Source organism: Myxococcales bacterium, assembly GCA_016703425.1.
Lineage (GTDB): Bacteria > Myxococcota_A > Polyangia > Polyangiales > Polyangiaceae > JADJCA01.
On the sequence record JADJCA010000001.1, the window covers coordinates 468,495 to 493,259 of the forward strand.

Genomic DNA, 24,765 nt, shown 5'->3' on the forward strand with positions numbered 1-24,765 from the left:
TGATGTGGCGCCGCCGGTCCGGGGCAAAGCGATTGACGAGGAACGCGACGACGATGAGGCAGAGCGCCAGCCCCAGGAGCTTCAGGGGATCGCCCAGTTCGTTCAGTCCGGCGAGGGTGGGCACCGAGGCTGGGACTCGTCAGCGAAACGCTTGGTCGAGAAGGAGCTTCTGCTCGAGGTGGTGGCTGGCGTTGGAGCCCGTCGCCGGGCTTGCGCTCTCGGGACGCGCGGCGACCGACAGCGGCAAGCGCTCACCGATGACCTCGCGAAGCCGAGAGTTCATGAAGTACCAAGCGCCCATGTTGCGCGGCTCTTCCTGGACCCAAACGAGCGGCGTGCCATCGCGGAAGCCTCGAAGCGCCTCGGTGATGGCGCCGTTTAGCGGATAGAGCTGCTCGAGCCGCACGATGGCGACGTCTTCGCGGTTCGTCTCGCGGCGGCGCTTGGCGAGGTCGTAGTAGACCTTGCCGGAGCACAAGAGCACCTTGGTCGCCTTCGCGGGGTCGACGACGTCGTCGCCGATGACGCGACGGAACGAGCCTTCCGCCAGCTCGTCGAGCGTCGAGTGGGCTTCCGGAAGGCGCAGCAGCGACTTCGGCGTCATGACGATGAGCGGCTTGCGGAGCGGGCGGAGCACCTGCCGGCGGAGGACGTGGAACACCTGCGCCGGCGTCGTCAGGTTGCAGACCTGAATGTTGTCTTCGGCGGCCTGCTGGAGGAAGCGCTCGAGGCGCGCGCTCGAGTGCTCCGGCCCCTGGCCCTCGTAGCCGTGCGGCAGGAGCAAGACGAGGCCCGAGAGGCGACCCCATTTGTCTTCCGCCGAGACGAGGAACTGATCGACGATGACCTGCGCCGAGTTCAAGAAATCGCCGAACTGCGCCTCCCAAAGGACGAGGCCGTCGGGGAAGTCGAGGCTGTAGCCGTATTCGAAGCCGAGCACGCCGGCTTCCGAGAGCGGGCTGTCCCAGACCTCGAAGCGCGCGCTCCTGCCACCGAGGTTCGAGAGCGGCGTGAACCGCTCGCCGGTCTTCGTGTCGAAGAGCACGGCGTGCCGATGGCTGAAGGTGCCGCGGCGGGCGTCCTGCCCCGAGAGGCGAATGGGGTGACCTTGGCGAAGCAGCGACGCGTAGGCCAACGTCTCGGCCGTCTCCCACATGAGCGTGCCCTGCGTTTCGGCGCGCTTGCGGCGCGCCTCGAGGGCGCCGTGGGCCTTGACGTTCGCCGACATCGTGGGCGGGGTCTCGGTGAGCTTTTGCAAGAGCTCGAGGAGCTCGGCCTTCGGGACGGCCGTCTTCGGCTCGTCGGTCTTGCCGTCGGGGCCGCCGGTGTAGCCGCTCCAGATGCCTTCAAGCGAGCTGGGCTTGTTGTGGAAGTCGCCCTGGCGAGCGTCCTTGAGGGCCGTCTCGAGGGCGGCCTTGCTCACGGCTTCGATCTCGTCGGCTTGCTCCTGCGTGATCTGCCCGGCGCCGACGAGGCGCTGCACGTACATTTGCCGGACCGTCGGCTTCTTGTCGATGAGCGCGTACATCACGGGCTGCGTGAAGCGCGGCTCGTCGGTCTCGTTGTGGCCGTAGCGGCGGTAACAGTAGACGTCGATGACGACGTCTTTGCCGAAGCGCTGACGGAACTCGATGGCGAGGCGCGTGACTTGAACGACGGCCTCGGGATCTTCGCCGTTCACGTGGAAGACCGGCACCTTCATCATCCGCGTGACGTCGGTGCAATAGCGCGTCGAGCGGGCGTCGCCGGGGAGCGTCGTGAAGCCGATTTGGTTGTTCACGACGACGTGAACGGTGCCGCCGGTGGCGTAACCTTCGAGGCCCGCGAGGTTGAGCGTCTCGGGGACGACGCCTTGCCCCATGAAGGCGGCGTCGCCGTGGATGAGAAGCGGCATGACCTGCCGGCCCGGCTGCCGATCTTGCTTCGCGCGAACGCGTCCCTCGACGACAGGGTTGACCCACTCGAGGTGGCTCGGATTGAAGGCGAGCGAGAGGTGCACTGTGCGGCCGCTCTGCGTGAGACGGTCCTTCGAGTACCCGAGGTGGTACTTGACGTCGCCGGCGCCCATCCAGCGCTCCGGCTGCTTGTCGTCGAAGGCGGCGAAGATCTCACGGGGCTCCTTGCCCATGATGTTCGCGAGGACGTTCAGGCGGCCGCGGTGAGCCATGCCCATGACGATCTCGTCGACGCCGAGCCGGCCTGATTCTTCGACGAGGAGGTCCAGCAAGGCGACGACGCTCTCGGCGCCTTCGACGGAGAAGCGCTTCGCGCCCATGTAGTTCTTCGCGATGAAGGTCTCGAAGACCTCGGCGTCGGTCAGCTTCTTCAAGACGCGCAGCACCTCGAGCGGCGCGAGCGATGCGCGGTTCTTGGTGCGCTCCATCTTCTGCTGGAGCCAGATGCGCATGTCCGGCTCTTCGATGTGCGTGAACTCGACGCCAATCGAGCGGCAATACGTCTCGGTGAGGTGCGCGACGATCTCGCGAAGCGTGGCGCGCTCGGGCATGCCGTTGATGCCGGCGGTGGGGTAGACGATGTCGAGATCGGCGGCGGAGAAGCCGAAGTTGCCGAGGTCGAGCTCCGGCGCCGCGTCGGGCGGTTGGCCCAAGGGGTCGACGTTGGCAAAGAGGTGGCCACGAACGCGGTACGCGTTGATGAGTTGGAAGACGCGGGCGTAGCCTGCCGCCGTCGCGAGGATCTGCTCGTCGCGGCTGATGACCGGCGGCAAGTGGGCCGTTCCGTTGATGTACGCCTGGATGCCGCGCGTCGACGACGGCCCGCTCGCCTCGGCGCCGCGCGCCGCCGGCGCCTCCGAGCCCGTCACGCGATGGCCGTTGGTGCCAGGCCCGTTGGTCTGAGACGCGCGCGGCGCTTGAGCGGGCGCCAAGGACTGCTCGTCGAAGAACTTTCGCCAGTAGTCGTCGACCGATTGAGGACTCTGAAGGTACTGCGCGTGGAGGTCTTCCACGAAGCCGGCGTTGATTCCGAACTGATCGAACATGGCCTGTTACTTCCTCACTTCAACCAACTAGCGAGATCCACGTTGGGATCCAGGGCCACGACCATCGCGTCGATGGACATGGCGTCGAGCTTGTTGCTCGACAAGCTCACGACCACACCGTGCGGCGTACGCGTCAGCACCACATAGTGAGCCTGCAGGGGGCGTGCCTCGGCGGCGTTTGGCACGAGGGTGGGGGAGTTGTCGACGACGGGCGCCGCGGGCCGCGCGCTGCGCTTGGGCGCGCGCACCACGTCCTCGGAGCCTTGCGTGGGCCACGGCTCGAGATCGCCCGCATCAAGCTCCGGCTCACCGTCGGTGGGCGGCGGCGGGATCGACCCGATGGGCCCCGTCACTTGCGTCAAGTCGTCAGGGTCGAGCGGCCGCGTGAGCGCCGCGAGCGTCGGCTTCTTGACGTCGGGCCGGGAAGCGCGGCTCCTCCGCTTCTCCTCCGCCTTGTTGTCGGGCGCCTTGTCGGGTGCCCTCGCGTCGGGTCGCTTCGATTCGTTTCGGGCCGGCGGCGCCTGCGACGGTCCGCGCGCGGGCGGCGCGGAGGTGCGGGCGGCCATCGGCGGCGGCGCGCTGGTGGACTTCTTCGGCGGAGCCGAAGGCCTCGCGGCGACCGGTGCGGCGCTGCGCGCCGGCAGCGGGCGGGGCGCCACCGACGGCCTCACGCCTTGTGCCGGGGGCCCGGTGGGGCGCTTTCGGTCAGGGAGGACGAGCGGCGAAGGCTGCACCGTTGTGGCGCTCGGGTGCGCTTCGGTACCGGCCGAAGGCGCGGCCCTCGTGGCCGGGACCGACGGCAAGCGCGGCGACGACTCGATGAGTCGCGCGAGCTCCGACGCGGCCTTGGCGAGCTCCAAGTAGCGGACGTCGAGCCCTTCTTCGGACGCCGACTCGGCGGCGCGCTGCAGCCAGCGAAGCGCATCAGCCTGGTCGCCACGGCGCCAATTGGCCTCGGCCGTCGAGAGCGCCCATGAGACGTCTTCGTGATCCGAAGGGCTGGGCTGGGGAATGGGAGATTCGCTCAAGCGCGTTTGCTCGTTCGCTTTCGAAGCGTGGCCCTTAAGCTTCGGGCAGCGTGAGCTCTTTTACAAGCGTTTCTCTCAATATCCCCGCGGGCAGGCGGCCCTCGGCCCGCGCCTTGGCCCCGCCGCCGCGGAGGCCCAGCCGCGCCGAGGCGCGTTTCATGAACGCACCGCAGTCGAACGTTCGCGCCGCACCTCGCTGAACCAGGATCGGGTGATGACCGTCGACGAGGTCAGTGCCAACGACGACGGCGAGCGCCGCCGGCTCTTCCGTGAGGGCCTCGACCAAGGCCCGCAGGAACGCCAGATCGCCGCCGCGGAACTCGACGAACGTGAATCGCTCGTGCGCCTCCGCCGGCGGCGCGCTGGCGACGACGCCGCGCGCGTCGAGGGCCGCCAGCTCGCGGCGAAGGCGCGCCGACGCGTCACGCTCCGCCTTCAACTCGCCGCGCAGCTTCTCGAGCACCTGCGGGATCTCTGCCGGCGCGCAGGAGAGCTCGCGCCCGAGCTCCGTCACCATGCGGGCGCGCCACCGCGCGTCGGAGAGCGCCTCTTCGCCGGCGAGAAACGTGACCCGCATCATGCCCTTGTAGCGCTCGACGCCGGTCACGCGGACGCAGCCGATCTGCCCCGTGCGGGAGACATGCGTGCCGCCGCACGGGGTGACGTCGAAGGGGGCTCCCGCTTCGCCCATGACGACGACGCGCACGTCCGTCGAGACCTTCGGTGCGCGCCGCAAGGGCAGGGCCGCGAGCTCTTCGGGACTCGGGAAGAACGCGCGGACGGCGAGGTCCTCGCGAATGACCGCGTTGACGAGATCTTCCGCCCGGTGGACCTCCGCGTCGATCAGCGCGGGCACCGCGAGATCGATGGTGGAAGCGACGGCACCGAGTCGCGCCGACGCGGTTGCGGCGCCCGCGCCCGCGCGATCGAAGGCCGACGACAAGAGGTGCTGCGAGGAGTGCTGAAGCCGTTGCCGTGCGCGTCGCCGTGGCTCCACAGCCCCCTCGATGGGACCGGCGCGCAGCACGCCGAGCGCGTGCGCCGCGTCGGCCACGAGGTGGTGAATGACACCGTCGTCGTCAATTTGGGTGTCGACGACGTCGACCGATTCGGAGCCCCCGCGCAGACGCAGCGTGCCCACGTCACCGAGCTGGCCGCCGCTCTCGGGATAGAAACATGTCTCCTTGAGGACGACGCTCGGCTGCCCTCGAAAGCTGCCTTCGGTCACCGTGGCCGCTTCGAAGGAGAGCCGGAACGCGTCATCGAAGTAGAGCTTTCGCGTGGAGTCCGTGAGAGACACGCTTCCTTTTCGCCTGAGCGTCGGGCAAAAGAAAGGGTGACGTGCAACTCCACATCAACGGCAAGCCGGTCGACGTTCCGGACCAACTGACCATCGCCGGCCTCGTGGCCCACCTGGGGCTCAAGGGCCCCGTGGCCGTTGAGGTTAATCGCGCGATCGTGCCGCGGGCCGACCACGCGACGCACATGCTCGGCCACGACGACAAGGTGGAGATCGTCCATTTCGTAGGCGGCGGGTAGCGGGAGCTCACGACGCGATCGCGCGCGAAGGCGCTCGGCGGGGGCGTGATTTTTTTGATCACGCTCGGCGAGCTACAGCGAAGATTGGTAGAGTAGTCAGATCGTGGTGGAGACCGAGAGCAAGCCCTGGATCCCCTCCCGGCGCGCGTTGACGGCTAGCGGAGCAGGCCTGGTCCTCGTCTACGCGCCGGATCCGAGCACGGCCCCCCCGTCCTATGCCCTCGGCCCCACGACGACGTACGTGGGGCGCAGCCCGCCCGATGCGGGGCTCATGGTCACCGATGCCGCGGTCTCGCGTGTGCACGCTCGCATCGAGCTCGCCGCCGACGGCTTCCTCCTTACGGATCTGAACAGTCGCAACGGCATCGTCGTCAACGGTCGGCTCGTGCTCGCGGCGACGCTGCACACGGGCGATCTCGTGCAGATTGGCAGCGTCATCTACAAGTTCGTCCAGACCGGCATCGACGACTACGCCGATCACGGCATCGTCCTCGAGCCGGCGGCCGTGAAGCGGCAGCTCGGCCTCGTCGGCGGCGCGAGCGTGGGGCGCATCCTCGCCGAGCTCCGGCGCGTCGCGAAGACCGACTTGTCGATGCTCTTGCTTGGCGAGACGGGCACCGGCAAGGAGGTCGTTGCGCGCGCGCTCCACGACGCGAGCGGCCGCACGGGACAGTTTCGTGCGCTCAACTGCGCGGCGATCCCCGAGAACCTCGTCGAGAGCGAGCTCTTCGGGTACCGCAAGGGGCGCGTTCACGGGGGCCGAGCGAAACCACCCCGGCCTCGTGCGGTCGGCCAACGGCGGCACGCTGCTGCTCGACGAAATCGGCGACATGCCTCTCGAGGCGCAGGCGAAGCTCTTGCGCCTCCTCGCCACCGGCGAGGTGGTGTCCATCGGCGCCGTGACCGGCGATCGCGTCGACCTCCGGGTCGTCTGCGCGACCCACTGGAACCTGCCCATGCTCGTCGAGCAGGGGCGCTTCCGCGCGGACCTCTACGCCCGCATCAACGCGTACACGTTGCGGCTCCCTCCGCTCCGCGACCGGAAGGAAGACGTCGCGCTCCTGGTTCGCCACTTCCTCGACGCCGAGGGCGTCGCCGACGCGCTCCCAACGGTCGACTACATGCTCGGCGTCTGCCACTACGACTGGCCGTACAACGTTCGTGAGCTGCAGGCCGCGGTGCGCCGCTCGGTCGCCATGGCGAGCCGCGCCGAGGGAAAGACGATGCTCGAGCTCGAGCACCTCCCCGACTCGATTCGCGAAGCCATGAAGGAGTACGGCTTGCCCGTGGGTCGGCCGCAGCCGGTGCCGGGGCGCGCTTCGCTTCTGCCCGATGGCGAGGTCACCGAGGTGCCTGTATCAAGCAGCCGTACGCTCGTCACGCGGACGCCGACCGCGGAGGAGCTTCGCGAGGTCTTGACGCGTCACCAGGGCAACGTGGCTGCCGTCGCGCGTGAGCTTCGGAAGGACCGAACGCAGGTGCACCGATGGATGAAGGCCTACGGCATCTCGCCTGACGAGTTTCGCTAACGCACACTTCGTTGGCGGGCGCCGATCGGCCGGCTGAACGGCCGCGGGGCGCGCGTCATTCGCCCACGACGCGTCGCGCTGCGAGGACGAGCTCACCGACGCGATCGCGGGCGCCGCGCGCAGCCCGGTCCGAGTTGCGCTCCGGGGGCATGTCCTCGCCGACGACGACGGCGACGCGCGTGATCTTGGTCTTTGCGAGGCGCCCCAGGTGCTCGGTAAAGCTCTCGGCGACGAACGCCGCGTGGGTGCCGCTGGCGTAGGCGATGCCGACGGGAACGACGGGCACGTCGGCCGCGCGCGCCGCTACGAAGGCCCCCTTGTGGAAGGGCCGGACGAGGTCACCGTCGAAGGTCGTGCCTTCAGGAAACACGGTGACGCTCGCGCCGCCTTCGAGGAGGCGCGTCATGGCGCGAATGGCGTTGACGCCGCTCGCGGTGCTGGCGCGGTCCACGAAGACGGTGCCGACGCTGCGCGCCGCCGCGCCCACGAGCGGCCAGTGCGCCAGGTCGTCGCGGCTGACGACGTGGCCGCCGAACTCGCGCAGGAGAATGCCGATGTCGATGGTCGACCGGTGGTTCGCCACCACGAGCCGGCCGCCGCTGCGCTTGCCGTGGGCCGCCCCCACGACCGTCAGGTGGATGCCGAAGAGCTCGAGCAGCGCTCGCGACCACCGACGCACGTATCGCTCGCGGAGCGCGTCCTTTTCGGGCTCCGAGGCGAGCCGGTCGTGGGCGCGATACATCGCGAGCATGCCGCTGGTGAGCGACGCGAAGCCTAGGATGCGCCTGGCGCGCCGCAATTCGCTGCGGGCGGAGCCAACCACGGTCGTAACGCGCGTCGCGCCCTTCACCACAGCCTCCGCAGCGCGAACGCGAGGCGCTCGGTCGCGCGCTGCGCCAAGCCCCGCGTCTGCCAGCGATCGAGCTCGACCTTGTTCGCCGAGGCGAGGTCGTGCTCGAACCAGAGGCGGACATGGCGGGCGAAGGCGGCGTTCCGGACGACGACGTTGGCTTCGAGGTTCTTTCGGAGCGAGCGCGCGTCAAAGTTGTAGCTGCCGACGATGGTGACGCGATCGTCGATGACGGCCATCTTCGAGTGCAGGATCGTGTCGGGGAACAAGAAGAGCTCCGCGCCGCGCTTCATGAAGACCTCGTAGACGGCCTCCGACGCGCGCTGCACGAGCGGCACGTCGCTCCGACCCGGAAGGAGGATTCGTACGCGGACGCCGCGAGCGACAGCCCGAAAGAGCGCCCGCCGAACCCCCGCGTCGGGAACGAAATAGGAGTTGGCGATGTCGATGCTGCTCGTCGCTCGCGCAAAGGCGCGGAGGTATTCGCGCCGGATGGTTCGCGCCGGGCGAAAGCCGCTGGCCACTACGGAGACGGCGCGGACCTGCTCTTTGGGAAAGCGCGGGACGTGGCGCACGCGGCTGCCGCGCTTTCGCACGCGGCGCCACGTTTCGTAGAAGAGCGCGCGGACATCGGTGGCCACGGGGCCACGGACGGCGACGGCGTCGTCGCGCCACCCCTCGCCGCCGTCCCCGATCGCGAGCCAATGGCGCGCCAGGTTGATGCCTCCGCAGAAAGCGAGCTCGCCGTCGACGACGAGCAGCTTGCGATGGTCGCGCCGATCGAGGCGCGCCAAGTCGAGCTTGCCCATGAGGCGGCGCAGCGGATGAAACACCTCGACCTCGCCGCCGGCGGCGACGAGCGCGTCCCAAAACTGCGGCGTGAGCGACAAGCTGCCGACCGCGTCAACGATGACGCGCACCGTGACGCCGCGCGACGCGGCGGCCACAAGCGCACTCCGGAAGCTCCGGCCGCATTCGTCGTCACCGACCCAATACATCTCGAGGAGGACCTCGCTCCGAGCCTTGGCGATGGCCTCGAGCATGGCCGGGAACGCTTCGCGGCCGTCGCGAAGGAGACGAACCGCGTCGGGCTCAACAGGGAACCACGTCATGGCTTCGCTCCCCGCGGCGGCCTCATCACCACGATGACGGCGCCGTCTTCGGCGAGCGCCGAGCGAGCCGCGCCGTTCAGCGCGTCGAGCGTGAGAAGGGGGGCCGGCGCCGACGCGCCGCGAAACAGGGAGACGAGGCGCGCTCGCGGGTCGACGGAGCGCGCGGCCAAGGCGGCGGCGCGCTGCGTCGTGGCGCGGTCCACGTCGGCTTCGGTGAAGCCGCCGCGGCGAAGGCGATCGAGGGCGCCGCGGAGCTGCGCGACAGCCGCGTCGAGGGCGGCGTCCGTGGAGGCGACGTGAAAGACGAGCGCCGCGGCGGCCTTGCCGCCGAGGACGCGCACCGTGGCCGTACGGGCGAGGCCCCCTTGGAGCAGCGCCTTGGCGAGCGGACCGCCGTCGCCGGACATGGCGTCAGCGAGTCCGTCCGCCAGCTCGCGTTGGGCCGGCGCCAAGGGAAAGGCGACGTAGACCTCGTACGCCCCCGTCACGTCGACCGCGTAGGTCCCGGGCCGCGGCGCCGCGACCTCGTTAGGGAGTGGGCAGGCGCGGAGACCGTCGGGTCGCCGCACCACCCAACGATCGAGAGCGCGCGCGGCGGCCTCCGCTTGCGCGTCGTCGCCGTTGGCCAGCACTGTGGCTCGGAGCGGCCCCTCGCGGAGCGCCGCCGCCCGCGCCGCCAGGCTCGCGACCGAGACGCGCGCGAGCAGGTCGGGGTTGCCCTCCGGGACGAGCCACGACGGGTGCGTCTTGGAGAGCGCGTCGCCAAGCGTGTAGAGTGCACGCCATCGTGCGTCGTTGGCGCGGGCGCGGAAGGTCGAGCGAACGGCGGCGATGCGCGTCTCGTCGAGGGGATCGGCTACGAAGGCCCGCGCGGCCGCGTCGGCGATGCGGCGCGCATGTTTTTGCGGCGTTTCACCGGGGAGCGCGGGGCCGTGAGCGATGAGCCCGACGGCGTCGGCGGCCACGTAGGGTTCGAGCTGCACCAGGGAGCGGGGCGGCAGGCTCGCTTGCGCGAAGGCCGACGCGAGCCCCGCGTCGTTGGCGACCTCGGCGGTGGTGCCGCAGGGCGACGCGAGCAAGATCCACATCTCCGCTTGGCCGCGCTCGACGCGCACCTCGCTGGTGACCACAGGGCTCGAGAGGGCGCGCACGGCCCGCTCGACGGCTTGCTCGAGGCCCTTCTTGACGGTGTCCTTGGTGGGCGCCTCGAGGGCCGCGCCGTAGACCACGATGGGGTGGGCGGACGGTGGCGACGGCGCGCTCGAAGGGGGCGCCGCCGTCGTGGCCGCCGTCGTGGCCGCCGTCGTGGCCAGCAGAACCCAAAGGGCCGCGCGACCGGCAGCGTCGCGCGGGTCGGTGGCCTGCCGCGCGAGGCTCCAGCCAAAGTCCGGCGGCGCCTCGGCGTCGAGCTCGAGCTGCGCCTCTTGCGTCGTCAACGCGAGGGCCGTCGCGACACGCGACGTCACGCTCGCGGGGCCCAGCTCCTGCGCACCGAAGTCGAGCGTGACGCCGAGGCAGCCTCCGTCGAGGTTCGCCGTCGCCGCGATCTCCTGGACCTTCGGCGCGCCCTCGAGGCCGCGCATTCGCGTCAGGAGCGGACTCGCCGAGAGCGCCAGCGCACGCGCCGCGAGGACCGCGCGGGCCGGCTCCGTGGTGCGTACGACGACGTGGCCGCGGAGGCCCTTCTGCGGGCCCATGCCCGGCTGCTCCACGAAGGACACGGTCGCGGGTGCCGCGGTGGGGGGCGGCACCGGCGCGGCGGCCTCGCTAAAGGGCGAGAGTCGCGCCATGGCGTTGCCTGCACTCTGCACAACGGTGTGCGGCCCTACGGCCGAGAAGGCCACGCGCCCGAGTGTCACCGCGCGCTGGCGCGCTTGGTCGAGCTCCTCGAGCGTGAGCTCCGAAGGCCGGGCGCTGACGGCGAAGGCCTCGCCGCGGCAACGCGCCACGTCGCGAAGCGCACCGTCGGGCAAGGGCTTTTTCGACAGCGTGACGAGGCGCCGCTGGGCAAGGTCGAGCTCCTGCGCCGTAACGGGCGCACGGAGCGCGGCGTCAAGCGTCAGGACGAGGCCGCCGGCGGCGTCGGCGGTGGCACCAACCGGCACACGAATCTCAACGGTGCTCCAGCCCGGACGCACCTCGAGGCCCGCCGACGACTTGAGGCGCCCCTCGAAGAGCGCCGCCAAGGCGACCGCCATCTCCGGTTCGCGGGGGAAGCCCGCTAGGGAGAGCACGGCCCCGATGGCCCCGGCCGGGTCGCCGTCACGGGCGAGCGTGGCGAGCGGCGGCCTGCGGGGTTCTTGAACGACGCCGTCGAGCCGGCCCGGCGGCGAAACGACTCGGGGCGCCGGCGGCCCGCACCCAAACGCGAAGGCGCACGCGAGGGGCAAGAAGACGGCCGAGCGCACGGCGCACCTTATCGCAAGCCACGCCGACGATGAACCATTGCCGCACCGCGACGAGGTCGTGCTCGCTAGACGACGGCGATGAACGGCGGGCGTTCACCGATCCCAGGCCCGCCGTAACACTGTTACGGGAAACCGTAACGTGTGACGCAACGCCCCTCGCTCGGTGGCCAGGTGTTACGGGAGGCGCTCCCCGAAATTCCCCGCGAAATCGAGCCGCCCCTGAAGAAACCCGTTGGCATGAGCCGTGCTCTACCGGTCCTCGTGAGCTGAGACTCACGACTTCTAAAGGAGCGACGAATGAATCAGGTTTCCGAAAGCGGCGTTTTCCCGGCCTTGCGACTCGACAGCGCAGACGACGTCCTCGCGACCGTCGCGCTGAACGACGCGCCGGAAAGCGGCGTGATGCCCGCTGCGCCGTCGCTCGGCGCTCTCGGCGCGGCGGCGGAAGACATGGTCCTCGTGCAAGGCCTCGTGGCCGGCGACCCGCGCTCCTGGCGCGAGTTCAGCGTGCGCTACGACCGCCTCATCCAGCGCTGCATCGCCAAGGTCATCCGGCGCTTCGGCTCCCGCGTGACGGCGGAAGACGCCCGCGAGATTCAGGGCCAGCTCATCCTCTCGCTCCTCGCGAACGACAAGCACAAGCTGAAGAGCTTCGACCCGACGCGCGGCAGCCGCCTCTCGAGCTGGATCGGCATGCTCGCCATGAACGCCGCCTACGACTACCTCCGTTCGATTCGCCGCGAGCCCAACAAGGCCGCCCTCTCGGAGGCCTTCGACCTGCCGTGCTCCAGCAGCGACCCCTTCGAGAGCGCCGCGGAGCGCGAGCGCGCCGACCTCGCGGCTCGCATGCTCAGCGACTTCAGCGAGCGTGACCGGATCTTCGCGACCCTCTACTTCGCCGAGGGCATGGACCCGGTGGAGATCGCCGACCGCCTGAACATCAGCGTCAAGACGGTCTACTCGAAGAAGCACAAGATCCAGTCGAAGCTCGAGGCCCTCGCGCACCACGCCGCCTGATCTGCCTGCCTTATCTCGCCGCCGATTTCGAGGGTCGCTGGTCAGACGGAGCGCGCGTGACGAGGGAGAGCGCCCATGGTAGGTGCCTCTCGTGATGTCGCGCAGCCTCCCTCGGTGCCTCTGGACATGCCGACTCGCGCTGCTTTTCTCGCTGGCTGTGACCAGTTGCAGCAGCCGCGAAGGCGAGGGCGATCAGCCGCCGCCGGCCGGCTCGAACCCGCTTGGAGCCGGCAGCCGACTCCGCGATCTGCAGACGCCGGCCAACGCGGGCAAAGACGTCTTCGCCACTGCCGCCACGATCCTCGCCGTCGACCTCTTCGACGAGACCGGTGACGGAAAATCCCGCGGCACGATCTACGTGCAAGACTTCGGTTCCCAAGAGCCGCTGAGCGGCATCAGCCTCTTCGACGCCACGTTGGTGCCGGCAAGCCTGCGCGTCGCCCCCGGCGACGTCGTCGACTTGCGCGGCGAATACGCCGAGGTGACGCAGCTCGGGACCTTCAAGTTCCCGCAGGGCTTTCTGCCGCAGCTCGTAAAACCCATCACGGTGTTCCGCTTCGAGGCGGCTCCCGCCGTGCCGCGCGAGATCGACTTGGCCGACCTCGAAGACTTCAACGTCGGTCGCAAGTGGATCGGCATGTTGGTCTCGGTGCGCGACGTCTTCGCCGCGTCGGCGGTCATCGACGAGCCGTCGGGCCGCGCGTCGGTCACGCTCGCGAAGAAGCTGCCCGGCGCCGTCTTGACGACCTCACCGACCATCACCAACGAGCTTTCGCCGCTGCCCAAGGGCGCCGTCAGCAACGGGGCGCGCTTCGACTCGATCACGGGCATCGTCACGTTCTTCTCGAGCCTGCACATCGCGCCGCGAAACGCGGCCGACCTCGTCCGCGGCGGCTGAGCGGCGTGTTGCGGGCCTACGCCCGGGGCACTTGAGGTAAGTGGGCGAAGTCTGAGTCGCGCGTCAGGAGCGTCGCGTGGTGCTGGAGGACGAGCGCGGCGATCCAGACGTCGTTGATGGGAATCGGCGTGCCCTGCTTCTTCAACTGCAGCTTGAGCGCCGCGTAGAACACGGCGGTGTCCTCGTCGCACCGCAGCACGCCAACACGCGCCCGAGCGAGGAAGCGAGTCAACGTGGCCTCGTTGGCCCGACCGCGAGTTCCGTTCAGAAACCCAAAACGCAGCTCCGCGAGGACGGGGACTGGGACAAGGACGCGGTCGGCGGCCCTCACCAACCCGACGGCATGTGCTTCGCCTTCCATGACGAGGCGATAGGCGTTTGTATCGAGCGCAAGGTTCACGCCTTCACTCCCAGTCCTTCGGGTCAACGCGCCTTTGCTCGGCCAAAGCACGCTCGACGGCCTTGTCGGAGACCCACGTACCGAAGAAGTCGTCGAGATCGTCACACAGCGGCGGGTCAGCGGTTAGGCCCAGAGCTCGCTCAAGCTCCTGAACCACAAGGGTGTTCAGGCTGACTCCGCGCGCCGTGGCCTTCGCACGCAGCGCCTTGTGCAGCCCCGGTGACACGCTCCGAATGGTGTACTGATGTGCCTTCGACCGCATGCCTGCATGATGGCATTCAACGCAGGCACGTCAAGATCCGCTGCAATCTCACGAGCCCGCTCGTCAGCTCGCCAGCGCCCCGAACACGACCTCTCCGCCAAGCGCCGTCGCCACGACGCGCGCAGTCTCGAGTTCCTCGGCGCGGCGAAGCGAGCCTTGCACGACGACGAAGTCGGCGCGCCTTCCGACCTCGAGCGTTCCGCGCGTCGCGCCTTCGCCGCAGACTTCGGCGGCGGTGCGCGTGTACATGGCGAGCGCTTCGTCGAGCGAGACGCACTGGTCGCCTTCGTAGACGTGACCGCGGAGCGTCTTTCGCGACATCGCCGAGCGAACGCCGTCGAGCGGGTCGAAGCCGGCGACGGGGAAGTCGGAGCTGCCCGCGACGGGAACGCCGGCGTCGAGGAGCCAGCGCAAGGGCGAGTTCCGGAGGCCCGGGATCGAGGGCGCGGACGCGTAGGCAGGCAAGCTCATGAAGTGCGGCTGCGCGACGACCGCGACGCCCGAGTCTTTGATGCGCCGGACGAGCGGCTCGTCCAGGAACGTCGCGTGCTCGATGCGGCGCAAGGCCGCCGCCCCGTTCACGGGCGCCGCCGCGTACGCGCCGAGCGCCGTCGCGACGGCCTCGTTGCCCACGGCGTGAATCGCGACGGAGAAGCCGCGCTCGGCGGCTGCGCGAACGATGGCCTCGGCCTCGTCGCGGCGGTAGATCGCGATGCCGGTTCGCACCGAGGTCCCTTCGAAGCGAGGCTTCACGGAGAACGCCGTGCGCACCGCGTCGAGCGAGCCGTCTTCCGCGGCGCGCGCCCACGCGCTGAGCATGCTGCCGGCGGCCTGCCACCACGAGAGGCACATGGCGCAGCCGGGCGCGCCGTCGAAGACGAGCTTCACGGGCCCGACGCGCAAGAGCTCGCCGTCAGCCTGGCCCGTCACGGGGCCGTCGAGGATGTCCCACGGCGCCTCGAGGTAGCCCTTCGTCGAAACAGGGAACGCGAGCGTCGGCACGCGGAGCGCGCCGCGACGAAGACCCTCGCGGTAAAGCGTCAAGAGATCGGTCGGCACGGTCGCGTCGACGACGTAGGTCACGCCCTTCGCGAGGAGCGCCTCGTGGTGGCGCGTAAGGCGCGCAAAGTAGCCGTCGGCGTCTTGTGCGATGAGGCTCGCGCGCGCCGCTTCTTCGGCCCGGCACATGGCTCGCTCGATGAGGAGGCCATCGGGCACGCGGTCTTTGCCGCGCGAAATGGTTCCGCCCGAAGGACTCGCCGTGGTGCGGTCGATGCCGACAAGTTCGAGCGCGCGACTGTTCACGACGGCGCGATGGCAGCTGTAGTGCATCGCGAAGAGCGGGCGATCGGGGACCGCGTCATCGAGCTCGGCGCGCGTCGGCGGCCGACGCTCCTTCAGGTTGAGCTCGTCCCAGTCGCAGGCGACGAGCCACTCGCCGGGCGCGAGCTTCTCGGCGGCGGCGGCGAGGGCTCGCTGGAGCGACGCGACGTCGGTGACGAGAGGGCGCACGAGGCGAACCAGCGCGCCGTAGAGCGCGACGATGCTCGGGTGGTGGTGCGCGTCGATGAAGCCGGGCAGGAGCGTCTGCCCGCGAAGATCGCAGCGCTCGGCGTCAGCGCCGGCGACGGCAGCGACGTCACGTGCGGTGCCGACGGCGACGATCACGCCGTCGCGCACGGCCATGGCCTCACCTTCAGACGCGCCGGCGGCGCGGCTCATGGTGAGGATGCGGCCGTTCTCGTAGAGCTGCGTCGCCGTCGCGGGCGCGACGCTCACGACCGCGCCTTGGCTCGCACGAACTGGGCGATGCGCCGGAGTGGCACACGCGTGGGGCAGAGCGCCTCGGCCTCGAGGAGCTCGGCCTCGCTGGTCGCCGCGAGCGACACGAGCGCGGCGTCGTAGTCGGGCATGCTCCGCGAATCGGAGAGGGCGAGCTGCATGGCGCCGGTGCCGGACTTGAGCGAGCCGACGTCGCAGAGGCCGCACGCGATGCAGCCGCTCAGCAGCGGCAAGAGCACGCGATCCTCAGCCGTCATAGGCGGGAGGCGGTCCTCGGCGTAGTTCAGGCGGAACTGCGCGACACCGCGGCGCCGTCCGAATAGTCCATCGACGAGGCTCCGCACGAGCGACCACGCGAGAAGAAGAAGCGCGAAGAGTCTGCTCATGATCGAAAATTGCGAACTCGGCGGCCCTCCGGCGGGCCCGGCCGGCGCCGTGGCACCGCGAGCCCTTGCGGGACGCGGCACGCAGTGTAAGGGCAAGGTCCCATGCAGACAATTGCCCCGAGCACGGTCCTCGCAATCCTCGCTGCGGCGGCGCTCGCCGCCTCCGGCTGCGGACGGGCGAGCCCGGGTCCTCGCTTCTCGGCCCCCGCCGTCACGAGCGCGGCGCCCAGCGGCGGCGCGGGCCTCGATGGCCTCGTCCGCTCGTCGAAAGACGCGCAGGGCAAGGCCGACCAAGTGGGCCTCGCCACGTGGTACGGCGAGGCGTTCTCCGGCAAGAAGACCGCCTCCGGCGAGGCCTTCGATCCTTCCGCCATGACCGCCGCGCACCGCAAGTTGCCCTTCGGAACCTGGGTCGAGGTGCGCCGCGTCGACACCGGCGGCGTCGTCCGGGTGCGCGTGACCGATCGCGGCCCCTGGGGCGACGATCGCAAGATCATCGATCTGTCGCGCGCCGCCGCCGACAAGCTCGGCATCGTGAACATGGGCGTCGCCAAGGTCGAGCTGCGCGTCGTGTCGGGGGCGCAGTGACGGTCTACGCCCTCGGCGAACTGGTTCCGGTCCTGGGCCCCGGCGCCTACGTCGCGGAGACGGCGACGGTCATCGGCGACGTCGTCCTCGGCGAGGATGCGAGCGTGTGGTTCGGCGCCGTCCTGCGCGGCGACGTGATGCCGATTCGCATCGGCGCGCGCACCAACATTCAAGACGGCGCCGTCGTGCACGTCACCGGCGGCGAGGCGAAGACCACCGTCGGCGACGACGTCACGGTGGGCCACCTGGCGCTCCTCCACGGGTGCACGGTCCAAGACGGCGTCCTCGTGGGCATGGGGTCGGTGATCCTCGACGGCGCCGTCATTGGCGCCGAGTCGACGGTCGCGGCGGGGTCGCTCGTGGTGCCCGGCACGATCATTCCGCCGCGCTCGATGGCCATGGGCCGCCCCGCGAAGGTCGTTCGCGCGCTCACCGACGCGGATCTCGAGCGCAGCCGCACCGCGGCGCGCCTTTATGTGGGGTACGCCAAAGACTTCCGCGCGAAGCTCCGACGCGTCGACTGAACGATCAGGCGCCCGCGACGACCGGCAAGACGCGCCGCCCGGGCGCAGCCTCGCGCGCCTTCATCGGGAGCTTCTGCGCTGCGCCGTCGGTCGGGCGCCCCACGAGCGAGTGCTTGTTGGCCGAGAGGATCTCCACCTCGATGAGCTCGCCAACGAAGCTGCGATCGTCCAAGCCCGTCGTCTCGACGTGCACGATCTCGTTACGCTCGGTGCGACCCGACACGAGCATGCCCGCGGCGCCAGCGACCTTGTTCTTCTTGCTCTCGCCCTCGACGAGCACCGTAGCCCGCGTCCCCACGAGCCTCGCCAAGTGGGCGCGGCCTTGCGCTTCGACGACCTCGAAGAGGCGCGCAAGGCGCGCGCCCTTCACCTCCTCGGGCACGTCGTCGGCGAGCTTGAGCGCCGGCGTGGACGGGCGCGGCGAGAACTTGAAGCCAAAGAGCGCCACGAAGCCGACCTCTTGGACGAGCGACAGGGTCTCTTCGAAGTCGGCGTCGGTCTCGCCGGGGAAGCCGACGATGACGTCCGTCGACAGGGTCATGTCTGGCCGCGCCGCGCGCAGCGCCGTGATGCGCTCGATGTATTCCGCACGCTTGTAGCGGCGGATCATGCGCCGGAGCATGCGATCGCTGCCCGACTGGACGGGCATGTGCACGTGGTGCGCGAGGACGTCGAGCTCGCGGTGCGCCAGGACGAGCGACGGCACGAGGTGCCGCGGATGCGGGCTCGTGTAGCGGAGACGCATGAGCCCGGGCACCTCGCCGGCGATGAGCCGGAGCAGGTGCGGGAACTGGCTCTCGTCGGGATCGGCCGTGACAGGCGAGGGGAGCTTTGGGTCGCGGAAGCTGTCGACCGTTTGGCCGAGGAGGACGATCTCCTTGGTGCCTGCGTCGACCCAGCGAGCGATCTCGCGAACGATGTCGTCGGCCGGGCGGTAACGCTCGGGGCCGCGCGTCGTCGGCACGATGCAGAAGGAGCAGCGCTCGTCGCAGCCCTTCATGGTCGTCACGAACGCGCTGGCCGGCGCGGAGCCCTTCTTCGGCGCCGCCGCCAGGAAGCGCGGCGCGTCGAGGTCGAAGACAGTGCGGGCGAGGGGAGGCGTGCCGGCGCGCTGGCCTTCGACGAGGGCTGGCAGCTCCTCGATGTTGTCGGGGCCGACGATGAGGTCGACGTGGGGCATGCGCGCGAGGAGGTTTTCGCCCTCTTGTTGCGCCACGCAACCGGCGACGACGAGCACCATCCCCGGGCGCGCCGCCTTGAGCGGGACGAGCTTGCCGACCTCGCTCCGGAGCTTTTGCTCCGCCTTCTCGCGGACGCTGCACGTGTTCATGACCACGAGATCGGCCGAGGCGGCGTCGTCGGCCGGGGCCCAGCCGAACGCCTCGAGGACCTCGGCCATGCGCTCCGAGTCGTGCATGTTCATCTGGCACCCGAAGGTGTGGACGAAATAGCGGGAGCTTCCGGTCGGCATGGCGGCCTCGGGCTTTAGCACGGCCCCCGCTTTAGCGCGATCGACGCGGCTTTCCTCGCGGTAACATCGGCCGCGATGCCCCAGAAGTTTCAGACCCTCGTCGACCTCTTTGATCACGCGACCAAGCAGTTCGCGTCGCGTCCGCTCTTTGGCAGCAAGGTCCAAGGGACCTGGCAGTGGCTGACGTACGGGGACTTCGGCAAGGAGGTCGACAAGATCCGCGCAGGCTTCGCGCGCCTCGGGCTCAAGTCCGGGGACGCCGTCGCGCTCATCGCCAACAACCGCGCCGAGTGGGCCATCACGGCTTACGCAGCCTTCGGCCTCGGGGTCTTCCTCGTGCCGATGTACGAGGCGCAGCTCGACAAGGACTGGGAGTACATCGTCCGCGACTGCGCCGCGACGGCGCTCGTCGTCGCGACGCCAGCCATCGCGGAGAAGACCGCGCGCTTCTTGAAGGACGTCCCGTCGCTCAGCGCATCGTCTGCCTCGACGACGCCTTTTCGCCGACGAGCGACGCGATGACGACGTGGAAGGCGCTCGCGTCTGGCAGCGCCGACGTCCCGGCGGTTCATCCGTCGCCGAGCGACACGGCCTGCATCATCTACACGAGCGGCACCACGGGAAACCCCAAGGGCGTCGTGCTCTCGCACTCGAACCTCGCGGCGAACGTCAGCGCGGTCAACGAGATGTTCCCCATCTGGCCAGACGACCGCTCACTGTCGCTTTTTGCCGTGGGCGCACTCCTTCGGGCAGACCTGCGAGCTCCACACGCTGTTGAGCGTGGGCGCGTCGACGGGCTTTGCCGAATCGGTGGACAAGATCATCGCGAACCTCGCCGAGGTGCAGCCAACGCTGCTCTTTAGCGTTCCCCGCATCTTCAACAAGATCTACGCGGCGTTCAAAAGACCGTCTCCGAGAAGCCCAAGGCCATCCAAGCGCTCGTGCGCGGCGCGATGCGCGCCGCCGGCAAAACTCGAAACGGGGAGGCGCCTTCGCTCGGCGAGACGCTCATGCTCAAGCTCGCCAACAAGCTCGTCTTCTCGAAGGTGCGGGCCCGCTTCGGCGGCCGGCTTCAGTACGCCTTCAGCGGCGGCGCGGCCATCAGCCGCGAGGTCGCCGAGTTCATCGATGGCCTCGGCATCACGGTCTACGAGGGCTACGGCTTGACGGAGACGAGCCCCATCGCGACGGCCAACCGGCCTGGCGCGCGACGCATCGGCTCCATCGGCAAGGCCATCCCCGGCGTCGACATCGTCATCGACTCCGATGGCAAGAAGACCGACAAGGGCTACGCCGAAGGCGAGATCGTCGTCTTCGGACACAACGTCATGCAGGGCTACCACCGCCGCCCCGACGACGACGCCGCCGTGTTCTGCGGCCGCGACTTTGCCCCGTGGGGCGATCGCCCAAAGAGCGCCGACCGCGGCTTCCGCACCGGCGACATGGGCTACATCGACAACGAGGGCTTCGTCTTCATCTCGGGGCGCATCAAGGAGCAATACAAGCTCGAGAACGGCAAGTACGTCGTGCCGACGCCGCTCGAAGAGACGCTCAAGCTCTCGCCCTTCGTGCTGAACGCCATGGTCTACGGCGACAACAAGCCGTTCAACGTCGCGCTGCTCGTAGCCAACGTGCCGGCCATTCGCGAGTGGGCCTCACGCGACGGCATCTCGCTGCCAGCCAGCGAGGACGCCATCGTGGCCGACCCAAAGGTGCGCGAGCTCTTCAAAAGGGAGATCGCCGAACAGGCGTCGCATTGGAAGGGCTTCGAATCGGTCGGCGACTTCACGCTCGTGAGCGAAGACTTCACGGCGGAAAACGGAATGCTCACGCCGAGCCTCAAGGTGAAGCGCCGCGCGGTGATGGAGCGCTACGGCGCGCTGATTGAGGCGCTCTACAAGAAGGACAAGGGCGCGCGCTGAGGGGAGTCGCCGGAAGGCGAAGCCAGCACTTCGGGACTCGACCTGATACAGTCCCGCGCATGATGAAGGCCCCCGCCGCGCACGCTCGCTCCTCCCGTCGACTGCGTGCGCTCCTCGTTGGCGCCGCGGCCCTCTCACTCACGACGCTCCCATTTGCGTGCGTCGAAGAGGACGACAACGGCTCGCCGGACTCGGGCCTGGACGCGAGCGGCTTCGACGCCGGCGCCGACGTTCGGTCCGAGACGTCCATCGGCCAAGACACGTCGACGACCACGGATGCGAATCCCCGGCCGACGCGGGGCCGGACGCCACCGCGGACGCCACCGCCGACGCCAGCGGTGACGCGACCGGCGACGCCGCCGACGCAGGAGACGCCGCCGACGCGTCGACGCTCGCGCGAATCGTCTACATCTCGGGGAGCAACATTTGGGTGATGGATCCCGACGGGTCCAACAAAACAAACCTGACGAATACGGTGAGCACCAACTACGGAAACCCCGCCTGGTCGCCCGATCGCAGCAAGATCGCCTTCAATAGCGACAAGGACGACGGCAGCGGCGAGATCTACGTCATGAACGCGGACGGCTCGAACATGGTTCGACTGACCAACTTCGTGGGCGAGAGTGACGTCGAACCCGCGTGGTCGCCCGATGGAAACAAGCTCGCGTTCGCCAGCCGACGCGACCACCTCATCAGCTCGATCTATGTGATGGATTCGGAGACCGGCGCCGACGTGATCCGGGTGACGAACGCGGGCACGGGCAGCGATCAGGGTCCGTCGTGGTCGTCGGGCAACCGCATCGCGTTCTGGACCAACGAAGGCTCCATCGGCCTTCATATCGGCATCGTTGACGTGAACCCGTCGGTCCCCTTCGACGCGGGCGAAGCGGGCGCGGGCGTGTGGGGGACCAACCGCACCGGCCTCCTCTCCAACCTTGCCTATGGCTTGAACCCGGCGTGGTCACCCGATGGAACGAAGATCGTGTACTCGGCCGGCACTGGCACGCGTCACATTGGCATCATGAACGCGGACGGGACTGGCCAGGTCGACCTGACCGGCGGCACCCTCGAGGACTTCCCCAGCTTCTCGCCCGACGGCACGCGGATCGCGTTTGACCGCAACGTGAGCGGCAAGGTGCTCGTTCACACGATGAACGTGAACGGCTCCAACCAGACCGTGCTCACCGAGAGCGACGCCGGCCCGGGCGGGACGAACCCGGGCTGGTAGAGCGGGGCTGGTAGAGCGGGGCTGGTAGGGGTTCGCGACTCAGAGCTTCACCAACTCGGAATCGAAGATCTTCTTCGGCAGGTAGTCGTCAACGAGGCGCCTGTCGTGGAGGAGCGCGTCCAGTTCGACCGTCGCTCCCAAGTCGAGGAGGACTGCGAGTTCTTTGCGCACGCGGCTGTTGAGATAGGCGTGGGACGGATGAGCGAGCAGCCGGCGGATGGCCTCACGCTCGGCGTCGTCGAGCCGAATCCGGGCGCCTTCGCCGCAACGCTCGATCTCGGACGGATAGAGCCCCGCCCACCACACGTTGTTGCAGGCGAGCCATGGCGTCTCGAGCGCCGTCGAGATGGCCCCGTGCGCGAAGGTCAGGGCGACTTGAATGCCGCCGGGATCGCCGTCGACGCAGAGCAAGGCCGGGATGCCGAGCGTGTCGACCAGCGTGCCCACGTACTCGCGCGTCGACAGCCCTGGGAATCCTCTGAACATACGATGATGCAGCGGGCGGCCTCCCACCAGCGAGCCTCCGCAAGCCGAGCGGCGACGGAGTGCTTCTCGACCACGAGAATGAAGTCCGCGTCGGAGTCGACGAGTTCGATGTCGTCCGTGAATCGCGGGACCGCGAGCCCCTCGGTCCTAGCTTCGCCAAGTCGAGGACCTGTTCGCCATCGCGGAGGACGAGGTGGCCGAACATGAGGCCCCGCTTCGCCTCGACGAATCCAAGGGACCTCCGCCGGACACCGAGGAGGTTTGCGAGCGAGGCGATGGCCCGATCGCTCTCGACCTGGCCGGCGTCGCCATCGGCGAGCCTCGCTTGATGTTGGTAGTAGAGCCCACGCTTGGTGCTGTAGACGCCGTCGCGAAGGTTGGCGGACGCCACCTCGGCGGCCAGCAAGAGCCGCATGAAGGCCTTGCCGCTTCGGCGATCGAGCGCCAGACGTCGAACGTTCTGCCCGAGGAAAACGTTCCCTCGGTCGTCGTGGAGGCTGTTTATGCGATGCAAGTCGGGAACGTCGACCCACGGCACTTCGCCCGCTTCCACTTGCTCCGCGATGCACTGCCTGAACGCCGCGAGCCGCGCGCGGGCGTCGTCCGCGGCGACCTCGGCGGCGTGCTGCGCATGCTCTGGAAATGCGACGGGGGCACGCACGATGGGGTGCCGCTCACGCATCCGGGCCGCGCGCTCATCGTCCGAGGCCGCGCCGTGACCGCGAGCTGTCTCTTCTCGCATCGTGGCTCCAGTCGCGACGGGCCCGGGAACAACGGGCGCTCGACGGAACGCCGGACTCGACGAATCGGGCGCCCGCAGGCGCCCCGCCTGGAGACCCTTGATGCGCGCACGGATGATCGGCTCAGGGAGCGCCGCGGTGCGCCTCAGGTACGCGTCGAACGAGGCGATGACCTCTCGGGTTGCCGTCCGTGCCATCGGTTCTCGCCTCGGCGTTCAAGGTGCCAGCGTTGTGAGCGGCAAGTACTCCGGCGGGCGAGCGAGAACGCGAATCTTGAACCGGCGGTTCCTGATTAATCTCGCCCGGCCGTCGGAGCGATCAGGATACCACGTCGCGAGGAGGACCCCTGGCGGGCCGCGCCTAGCCGGGCTTCTAGTCGCCCGCCGGTCCGTCTTTGGCGCCGTCGGTTAGCGCGTCGTCTGCGCCCGCGTCTTGGGAGAACGACGGGCACCCAGCGTCGAAGACACAGGGCGCGCCATAGACCTCATGGGATGAGCAATCAGCCATGGACGCGCTGCTCGCGAGCGCGCCGGCCGTCACGACGTGCCAGCGCCACATTCCGCCTTTCGGCGAACGCGCGGCGAAATCGGCGGGGAACGGCGCCTTGCAGAACGGGCACGCAGGCTCGCTCTCCCGGGCGTGGCGCAGACACTTGGGGCAGGGGAGGAGGTTCATGAACGCGCCTTTCGCATCGCCGCTCGACAGCTTGGACTACTTCTTCGCGAGCAACGCTTCGAGCTCTCGGGCGCGCGCCCTCGCCGCAGCCTCGCCTGCGAGCGCCGCGGTGGCCACCTCGGACGGGAGCGGCACGAGGACGCCGTCTCGAAGGAGACGCAGCGCCACGGGCCAGCGCTCCGCCGGCGCCACGATCCATTCGAACACGCAGCCGAACGCTTCCGACAGCGTGATGCACGGCGTTCGCTCCGCTTCCACGACGCGCTCGACGAAGTCGCCCTCGACCCGATCCCAGACGCGGATGCGCGCACCCTCCGGTGCGTCGACGTCGAAGCAGACGAATTCGTCGACGCCCATCGCTTCGTAGGCTTCGCGCTTCTCGGTCAACGTCCAACGCTCGCGCGTATCCGATAGCGAGAGCACCTCGACGACCAGCTCGGGCACGCCAAGCTCCCAGGTCTTCCACGAGCCGTGCTCGAACATCTCGGCCTGCGGCAGGCCAAGCTTCACGGCTGCGTCCGGCGCACGGCGACCGCGATCGTCGTTCAGCGTCGCGTTCCAGTAGACGAACATGTCCGCCGAGACGGCGTTCGCCTCGCCGCAAAGCGCTCGCAGGAGCAGCTTCAGGAACATGCACAAGTCTTCGTGCCGAGGGTGCTGGCCCAAGTGCTCCTCCTCCGGCTCGGATTCCGGAAAATGAAGCGGCCGCACGGGGCGGACGTACGCGAGCTTGGTCGCGGGATTCGGCGACGACGCCATGCCCGCAAGTGTACCTGGTCTCTCTCGACGTGCCCCGTGCGGTCGCATCACCGGCACTCAGCAGGACCCGCGCCACGATGCCCGTCGCGGAACTCTTGGTGAATCGAGCGACGCGACCTGTCCGCGGACACTTTTCGCTGTCCGTGGACGGCCCGCTCGA

General features: G+C 69.2%; 26 protein-coding genes. 12 read left to right on the forward strand and 14 right to left on the reverse strand.

Annotated features, from left to right (window positions below; genetic code table 11):
• Positions 1 to 139 precede the first annotated feature (139 nt).
• From IPG50_01990 to IPG50_02000, 3 genes are read right to left on the reverse strand one after another with little or no spacing between them, the layout of a single operon-like run.
• Entirely contained in the window at positions 140 to 3,001 is a 2,862-nt protein-coding gene (locus IPG50_01990; protein MBK6690971.1) for a 2-oxoglutarate dehydrogenase E1 component, read from the reverse strand.
• Positions 3,002 to 3,015: 14 nt separating this feature from the next.
• Positions 3,016 to 4,029 carry a hypothetical protein gene (locus tag IPG50_01995; GenBank protein MBK6690972.1) on the reverse strand — a complete coding sequence of 338 codons (1,014 nt, stop codon included), beginning with the start codon at positions 4,027 to 4,029 and terminating at the stop codon, positions 3,016 to 3,018.
• Between the two features lie 34 nt (positions 4,030 to 4,063).
• Complete coding sequence (locus IPG50_02000; GenBank protein MBK6690973.1) at positions 4,064 to 5,329, reverse strand: alanyl-tRNA editing protein; 1,266 nt, start codon at positions 5,327 to 5,329, stop codon at positions 4,064 to 4,066.
• 41 nt (positions 5,330 to 5,370) lie between these two features.
• Between IPG50_02000 and thiS the strand changes: the two genes are divergently transcribed.
• From thiS to IPG50_02015, 3 genes are all read left to right on the forward strand, one after another.
• The gene (gene thiS, locus IPG50_02005) at positions 5,371 to 5,568 is read left to right on the forward strand and encodes a sulfur carrier protein ThiS (GenBank protein MBK6690974.1); all 198 of its coding nucleotides are present in this window, start codon (positions 5,371 to 5,373) and stop codon (positions 5,566 to 5,568) included.
• Between the two features lie 103 nt (positions 5,569 to 5,671).
• Entirely contained in the window at positions 5,672 to 6,733 is a 1,062-nt protein-coding gene (locus IPG50_02010; GenBank protein MBK6690975.1) for a sigma 54-interacting transcriptional regulator, read from the forward strand.
• Positions 6,690 to 7,097, forward strand: a complete 408-nt coding sequence (locus tag IPG50_02015) for a hypothetical protein (protein ID MBK6690976.1) — start codon at positions 6,690 to 6,692, stop codon at positions 7,095 to 7,097. The genes IPG50_02010 and IPG50_02015 overlap by 44 nt, the downstream gene beginning before the upstream one ends.
• A gap of 55 nt (positions 7,098 to 7,152) precedes the next feature.
• On the opposite strand, the gene IPG50_02020 is transcribed toward IPG50_02015, so the two are convergent.
• Genes IPG50_02020 through IPG50_02030 form a run of 3 tightly spaced genes read right to left on the reverse strand, consistent with a single transcriptional unit; the run spans position 7,153 to position 11,467 of the window.
• Positions 7,153 to 7,947, reverse strand: a complete 795-nt coding sequence (locus IPG50_02020; GenBank protein MBK6690977.1) for a 1-acyl-sn-glycerol-3-phosphate acyltransferase — start codon at positions 7,945 to 7,947, stop codon at positions 7,153 to 7,155.
• Entirely contained in the window at positions 7,944 to 9,059 is a 1,116-nt protein-coding gene (locus tag IPG50_02025) for a cardiolipin synthase ClsB (protein MBK6690978.1), read from the reverse strand. Before IPG50_02025 ends, IPG50_02020 begins: the two co-directional genes overlap by 4 nt.
• Positions 9,056 to 11,467, reverse strand: coding sequence for a hypothetical protein (locus tag IPG50_02030; protein MBK6690979.1), 2,412 nt, complete (start codon positions 11,465 to 11,467; stop codon positions 9,056 to 9,058). Before IPG50_02030 ends, IPG50_02025 begins: the two co-directional genes overlap by 4 nt.
• A gap of 402 nt (positions 11,468 to 11,869) precedes the next feature.
• Between IPG50_02030 and IPG50_02035 the strand changes: the two genes are divergently transcribed.
• Both IPG50_02035 and IPG50_02040 read left to right on the forward strand, forming a co-directional pair.
• Positions 11,870 to 12,484, forward strand: coding sequence for a sigma-70 family RNA polymerase sigma factor (locus IPG50_02035; protein ID MBK6690980.1), 615 nt, complete (start codon positions 11,870 to 11,872; stop codon positions 12,482 to 12,484).
• 91 nt (positions 12,485 to 12,575) lie between these two features.
• Positions 12,576 to 13,382: a hypothetical protein gene (locus tag IPG50_02040; protein ID MBK6690981.1), complete on the forward strand. Its 807-nt coding sequence runs from the start codon at positions 12,576 to 12,578 to the stop codon at positions 13,380 to 13,382.
• Between the two features lie 16 nt (positions 13,383 to 13,398).
• On the opposite strand, the gene IPG50_02045 is transcribed toward IPG50_02040, so the two are convergent.
• The 4 genes from IPG50_02045 to IPG50_02060 all read right to left on the reverse strand — a co-directional run bounded on the left by IPG50_02045 (position 13,399) and on the right by IPG50_02060 (position 16,212).
• The gene (locus IPG50_02045) at positions 13,399 to 13,782 is read right to left on the reverse strand and encodes a type II toxin-antitoxin system VapC family toxin (protein MBK6690982.1); all 384 of its coding nucleotides are present in this window, start codon (positions 13,780 to 13,782) and stop codon (positions 13,399 to 13,401) included.
• A 4-nt stretch (positions 13,783 to 13,786) separates the two neighbouring features.
• Complete coding sequence (locus tag IPG50_02050) at positions 13,787 to 14,044, reverse strand: toxin-antitoxin system HicB family antitoxin (protein ID MBK6690983.1); 258 nt, start codon at positions 14,042 to 14,044, stop codon at positions 13,787 to 13,789.
• Positions 14,045 to 14,107: 63 nt separating this feature from the next.
• Positions 14,108 to 15,823, reverse strand: a complete 1,716-nt coding sequence (locus tag IPG50_02055; protein ID MBK6690984.1) for an amidohydrolase — start codon at positions 15,821 to 15,823, stop codon at positions 14,108 to 14,110.
• On the reverse strand, positions 15,820 to 16,212 hold the full coding sequence (locus IPG50_02060; protein ID MBK6690985.1) for a hypothetical protein: 393 nt from the start codon (positions 16,210 to 16,212) through the stop codon (positions 15,820 to 15,822). The genes IPG50_02055 and IPG50_02060 overlap by 4 nt, the downstream gene beginning before the upstream one ends.
• Positions 16,213 to 16,314: 102 nt before the next feature.
• Between IPG50_02060 and IPG50_02065 the strand changes: the two genes are divergently transcribed.
• Both IPG50_02065 and IPG50_02070 read left to right on the forward strand, forming a co-directional pair.
• Positions 16,315 to 16,800, forward strand: coding sequence for a septal ring lytic transglycosylase RlpA family protein (locus IPG50_02065; GenBank protein ID MBK6690986.1), 486 nt, complete (start codon positions 16,315 to 16,317; stop codon positions 16,798 to 16,800).
• Positions 16,797 to 17,324: a gamma carbonic anhydrase family protein gene (locus IPG50_02070; protein ID MBK6690987.1), complete on the forward strand. Its 528-nt coding sequence runs from the start codon at positions 16,797 to 16,799 to the stop codon at positions 17,322 to 17,324. Before IPG50_02065 ends, IPG50_02070 begins: the two co-directional genes overlap by 4 nt.
• 4 nt (positions 17,325 to 17,328) lie before the next feature.
• Here IPG50_02070 and miaB read toward each other — a convergent pair whose 3' ends face one another.
• Positions 17,329 to 18,795, reverse strand: coding sequence for a tRNA (N6-isopentenyl adenosine(37)-C2)-methylthiotransferase MiaB (gene miaB, locus IPG50_02075; protein MBK6690988.1), 1,467 nt, complete (start codon positions 18,793 to 18,795; stop codon positions 17,329 to 17,331).
• A 75-nt stretch (positions 18,796 to 18,870) separates the two neighbouring features.
• Here miaB and IPG50_02080 point away from each other — a divergent pair, with 75 nt between their 5' ends.
• The 5 genes from IPG50_02080 to IPG50_02100 all read left to right on the forward strand — a co-directional run bounded on the left by IPG50_02080 (position 18,871) and on the right by IPG50_02100 (position 21,945).
• The gene (locus IPG50_02080) at positions 18,871 to 19,317 is read left to right on the forward strand and encodes an AMP-binding protein (GenBank protein MBK6690989.1); all 447 of its coding nucleotides are present in this window, start codon (positions 18,871 to 18,873) and stop codon (positions 19,315 to 19,317) included.
• Positions 19,314 to 19,658, forward strand: a complete 345-nt coding sequence (locus IPG50_02085) for an AMP-binding protein (protein ID MBK6690990.1) — start codon at positions 19,314 to 19,316, stop codon at positions 19,656 to 19,658. The genes IPG50_02080 and IPG50_02085 overlap by 4 nt, the downstream gene beginning before the upstream one ends.
• 147 nt (positions 19,659 to 19,805) lie before the next feature.
• On the forward strand, positions 19,806 to 20,717 hold the full coding sequence (locus IPG50_02090; GenBank protein ID MBK6690991.1) for an AMP-binding protein: 912 nt from the start codon (positions 19,806 to 19,808) through the stop codon (positions 20,715 to 20,717).
• Positions 20,718 to 20,776: 59 nt separating this feature from the next.
• On the forward strand, positions 20,777 to 21,151 hold the full coding sequence (locus IPG50_02095) for a hypothetical protein (GenBank protein ID MBK6690992.1): 375 nt from the start codon (positions 20,777 to 20,779) through the stop codon (positions 21,149 to 21,151).
• The gene (locus IPG50_02100; GenBank protein ID MBK6690993.1) at positions 21,151 to 21,945 is read left to right on the forward strand and encodes a PD40 domain-containing protein; all 795 of its coding nucleotides are present in this window, start codon (positions 21,151 to 21,153) and stop codon (positions 21,943 to 21,945) included. The genes IPG50_02095 and IPG50_02100 overlap by 1 nt, the downstream gene beginning before the upstream one ends.
• A gap of 223 nt (positions 21,946 to 22,168) precedes the next feature.
• On the opposite strand, the gene IPG50_02105 is transcribed toward IPG50_02100, so the two are convergent.
• The 3 genes from IPG50_02105 to IPG50_02115 form a co-directional block, all read right to left on the reverse strand.
• The gene (locus IPG50_02105; protein ID MBK6690994.1) at positions 22,169 to 23,368 is read right to left on the reverse strand and encodes a hypothetical protein; all 1,200 of its coding nucleotides are present in this window, start codon (positions 23,366 to 23,368) and stop codon (positions 22,169 to 22,171) included.
• Positions 23,369 to 23,543: 175 nt separating this feature from the next.
• Positions 23,544 to 23,846: a hypothetical protein gene (locus IPG50_02110; GenBank protein MBK6690995.1), complete on the reverse strand. Its 303-nt coding sequence runs from the start codon at positions 23,844 to 23,846 to the stop codon at positions 23,544 to 23,546.
• Between the two features lie 36 nt (positions 23,847 to 23,882).
• Positions 23,883 to 24,605, reverse strand: coding sequence for a Uma2 family endonuclease (locus IPG50_02115; protein ID MBK6690996.1), 723 nt, complete (start codon positions 24,603 to 24,605; stop codon positions 23,883 to 23,885).
• Positions 24,606 to 24,765: the final 160 nt, after the last annotated feature.

Excerpts from the sequence above, each read along its gene's own strand:
- IPG50_01990 (MBK6690971.1), bottom strand. The coding sequence starts at position 3,001 with ATGTTCGATCAGTTCGGAATCAACGCCGGCTTCGTGGAAGACCTCCAC.
- IPG50_02015 (MBK6690976.1), top strand. The coding sequence starts at position 6,690 with ATGCTCGGCGTCTGCCACTACGACTGGCCGTACAACGTTCGTGAGCTG.
- IPG50_02025 (MBK6690978.1), bottom strand. The coding sequence starts at position 9,059 with ATGACGTGGTTCCCTGTTGAGCCCGACGCGGTTCGTCTCCTTCGCGAC.
- IPG50_02035 (MBK6690980.1), top strand. The coding sequence starts at position 11,870 with ATGCCCGCTGCGCCGTCGCTCGGCGCTCTCGGCGCGGCGGCGGAAGAC.
- IPG50_02050 (MBK6690983.1), bottom strand. The coding sequence starts at position 14,044 with ATGCGGTCGAAGGCACATCAGTACACCATTCGGAGCGTGTCACCGGGG.
- IPG50_02060 (MBK6690985.1), bottom strand. The coding sequence starts at position 16,212 with ATGAGCAGACTCTTCGCGCTTCTTCTTCTCGCGTGGTCGCTCGTGCGG.
- IPG50_02065 (MBK6690986.1), top strand. The coding sequence starts at position 16,315 with ATGCAGACAATTGCCCCGAGCACGGTCCTCGCAATCCTCGCTGCGGCG.
- miaB (MBK6690988.1), bottom strand. The coding sequence starts at position 18,795 with ATGCCGACCGGAAGCTCCCGCTATTTCGTCCACACCTTCGGGTGCCAG.
- IPG50_02080 (MBK6690989.1), top strand. The coding sequence starts at position 18,871 with ATGCCCCAGAAGTTTCAGACCCTCGTCGACCTCTTTGATCACGCGACC.
- IPG50_02085 (MBK6690990.1), top strand. The coding sequence starts at position 19,314 with ATGACGACGTGGAAGGCGCTCGCGTCTGGCAGCGCCGACGTCCCGGCG.
- IPG50_02090 (MBK6690991.1), top strand. The coding sequence starts at position 19,806 with ATGCTCAAGCTCGCCAACAAGCTCGTCTTCTCGAAGGTGCGGGCCCGC.
- IPG50_02095 (MBK6690992.1), top strand. The coding sequence starts at position 20,777 with ATGATGAAGGCCCCCGCCGCGCACGCTCGCTCCTCCCGTCGACTGCGT.
- IPG50_02100 (MBK6690993.1), top strand. The coding sequence starts at position 21,151 with ATGGATCCCGACGGGTCCAACAAAACAAACCTGACGAATACGGTGAGC.
- IPG50_02105 (MBK6690994.1), bottom strand. The coding sequence starts at position 23,368 with ATGGCACGGACGGCAACCCGAGAGGTCATCGCCTCGTTCGACGCGTAC.
- IPG50_02110 (MBK6690995.1), bottom strand. The coding sequence starts at position 23,846 with ATGAACCTCCTCCCCTGCCCCAAGTGTCTGCGCCACGCCCGGGAGAGC.
- IPG50_02115 (MBK6690996.1), bottom strand. The coding sequence starts at position 24,605 with ATGGCGTCGTCGCCGAATCCCGCGACCAAGCTCGCGTACGTCCGCCCC.